3 protein-coding genes are annotated in these 1,918 nt (G+C 61.9%); all 3 read left to right on the top strand.

What is annotated here, in order from left to right; all coding sequences use genetic code 11:
• Positions 1-313 (top strand): sulfite exporter TauE/SafE family protein (locus EN984_RS32840; RefSeq protein WP_164765846.1); only part of this gene is annotated, 313 nt, incomplete at its 5' end.
• Positions 313-1,104 (top strand): TIGR02186 family protein, encoded by a 792-nt coding sequence (locus EN984_RS32835; protein ID WP_127270392.1) that lies wholly within the window; start codon positions 313-315, stop codon positions 1,102-1,104. The genes EN984_RS32840 and EN984_RS32835, both read left to right, overlap by 1 nt.
• 269 nt (positions 1,105-1,373) lie before the next feature.
• A partial coding sequence (locus tag EN984_RS32830; protein ID WP_164765845.1) for an Hsp70 family protein occupies positions 1,374-1,918 on the top strand: 545 nt, incomplete at its 3' end.

Here is a 1,918-nt window from a genome sequence, read left to right as displayed (position 1 = left end):
GATCTATCTGCTGAAAGTGCCGACCAACGTCGTCATCGGCACCTCGCTGTTCCAGATCATCTTCACCTCCGCCTATACGACGCTGGTCCACGCCACCACCAACCAGACGGTCGACGTCGTGCTGGCCTTCCTGCTGATGGCGGGCGGCGTCGCCGGTGCGCAGTACGGCGCCAAGGCAGGCCAGCGGCTGCGCGGCGAGCAACTCAGGGCCTTGCTGGCGCTGCTGGTGCTGGCGGTGGCGATACGATTGGCGATCGATCTTTTCGTCACCCCGCCCAACCTCTATTCGCTGTCTGCCGCGGGCCTCAACTGATGAAGGCTCGCAACACATTCGCAACCGCCATTCTCCTGACGCTGCTTGCGGCCGCCGTGCCGGCGAAGGCACAGGTTCCGCTGACCGAAGGCATCCAGATCGGTCTCTCCACCGATAATGTCTCGATCACCGCCGGCTTTTCCGGGGCCGACCTGACCATTTTCGGTTCGCTGGAAAACCCGGATCCACTTGTCGCGCGCCAAGGCCGCTACGACGTCATCGTCGTGCTCGAAGGTCCGCCCAAACCGGTGGTGGTGCGCCGCAAGGACAGGGTGCTAGGCGTCTGGGTCAATCTGGATTCCGAGACCTTCGAGAACGTGCCGGTCTCCTATTCGGTGGCGACGACGCGGCCGCTGCAGGACATCACCGAACCCAACAGCTACAAGCAGCTGTCGCTCGGCGCCTCCAACCTCTACATGCAGCCCGCCGATGCCGGCGACAGCCCGGCGACGATCGAGGAATTCACGGCCGCACTGCGGGAGCGCAAGTCGGCGACCGGCCTCTACAGCGAGAATGTCGGCGGCGTGCAATTCCTGTCGCAGAACCTGTTCCGCGCCACAGTGAGGCTGGCGCCAAATGTGCCAGTTGGAACCCATAAAGCCCGCGCGTTCCTGTTCAAGAGCGGCCTGTTCATCAAGGAAAGCTCGGCCCAGCTCGAAATCCGCAAATCCGGTTTTGAACAGTCGATCTTCCGTATCGCCCACAATTATTCGTTCCTCTATGGCGTCTTCGCGATATCGCTGGCCATGCTGACCGGCTGGCTTGGAAGGCTGATCTTCCGGCGGGATTAATGCATGTCGCCCAAAGGTGGCCCCGCTTTTGGGCGAGCGACATGCATCGAATCAAGACCTGAAGTGCGTCGCGTGAATCCACTCAAACGCGACGCACTTCAGAACTTTTCCCGAAAAGTGGTTTCCCTTTACCGGGGCATGCGGTAGACCGCGCTCCCCAGCCAAATGGCAGACACAAACAATTCGGTTCGGCAGCGCAGCCCGTCCCCGGGCAGCGCGCGATTTCTCGGCGCCTGTCGGCTCGCCGACGACAAATACAGGAACTTGTCATGCGACCAGCCTTCGGCGGCATCGACTTCGGCACTTCGAACTCCACCGTTGGCGTGGTCCGCAACGGGCAGCCGCGCCTCGTCGCCCTGGAGGACGGCCAGGTGACACTGCCCAGTGCCGTGTTCTTCAACTTCGAGGACAACCGCACCTGCTTTGGCCGTCACGCCATCGCCAACTACACCGACAGCATCGAAGGCCGGCTGATGCGTTCGCTGAAGAGCGTGCTCGGCAGTTCGCTGGCCCATGAAAAGACCCGCATCAAATCGCGGTCGATCGGCTTCATGGACATCGTCGGCATGTTCCTCGGACATCTCAAGATGAGGCTGGAAGCAGATGCCGGCGATACGGTCGAGACCGTCGTTCTTGGCCGGCCGGTGCAATTCGTCGACGACGATGCCGAGGCCGACGCGAAGGCGCAAAGCGAACTCGAGAACGCCGCCCGTGGCCAGGGCTTCAAGCACATCGCTTTCCAGTTCGAGCCGATCGCGGCGGCGCTCGACTACGAACAAAAGGTGACATGCGAGGAACTGGCGCTGATCATCGA

The organism is Mesorhizobium sp. M7A.F.Ca.CA.004.12.1.1, from assembly GCF_003997835.1.
Lineage (GTDB): Bacteria > Pseudomonadota > Alphaproteobacteria > Rhizobiales > Rhizobiaceae > Mesorhizobium.
This window is presented reverse-complemented; position numbering and strand designations above follow the sequence as displayed.

What these genes read in the sequence shown, in the direction of transcription:
- EN984_RS32835 (WP_127270392.1), top strand. Translation starts at nt 313, where the DNA reads ATGAAGGCTCGCAACACATTCGCAACCGCCATTCTCCTGACGCTGCTT.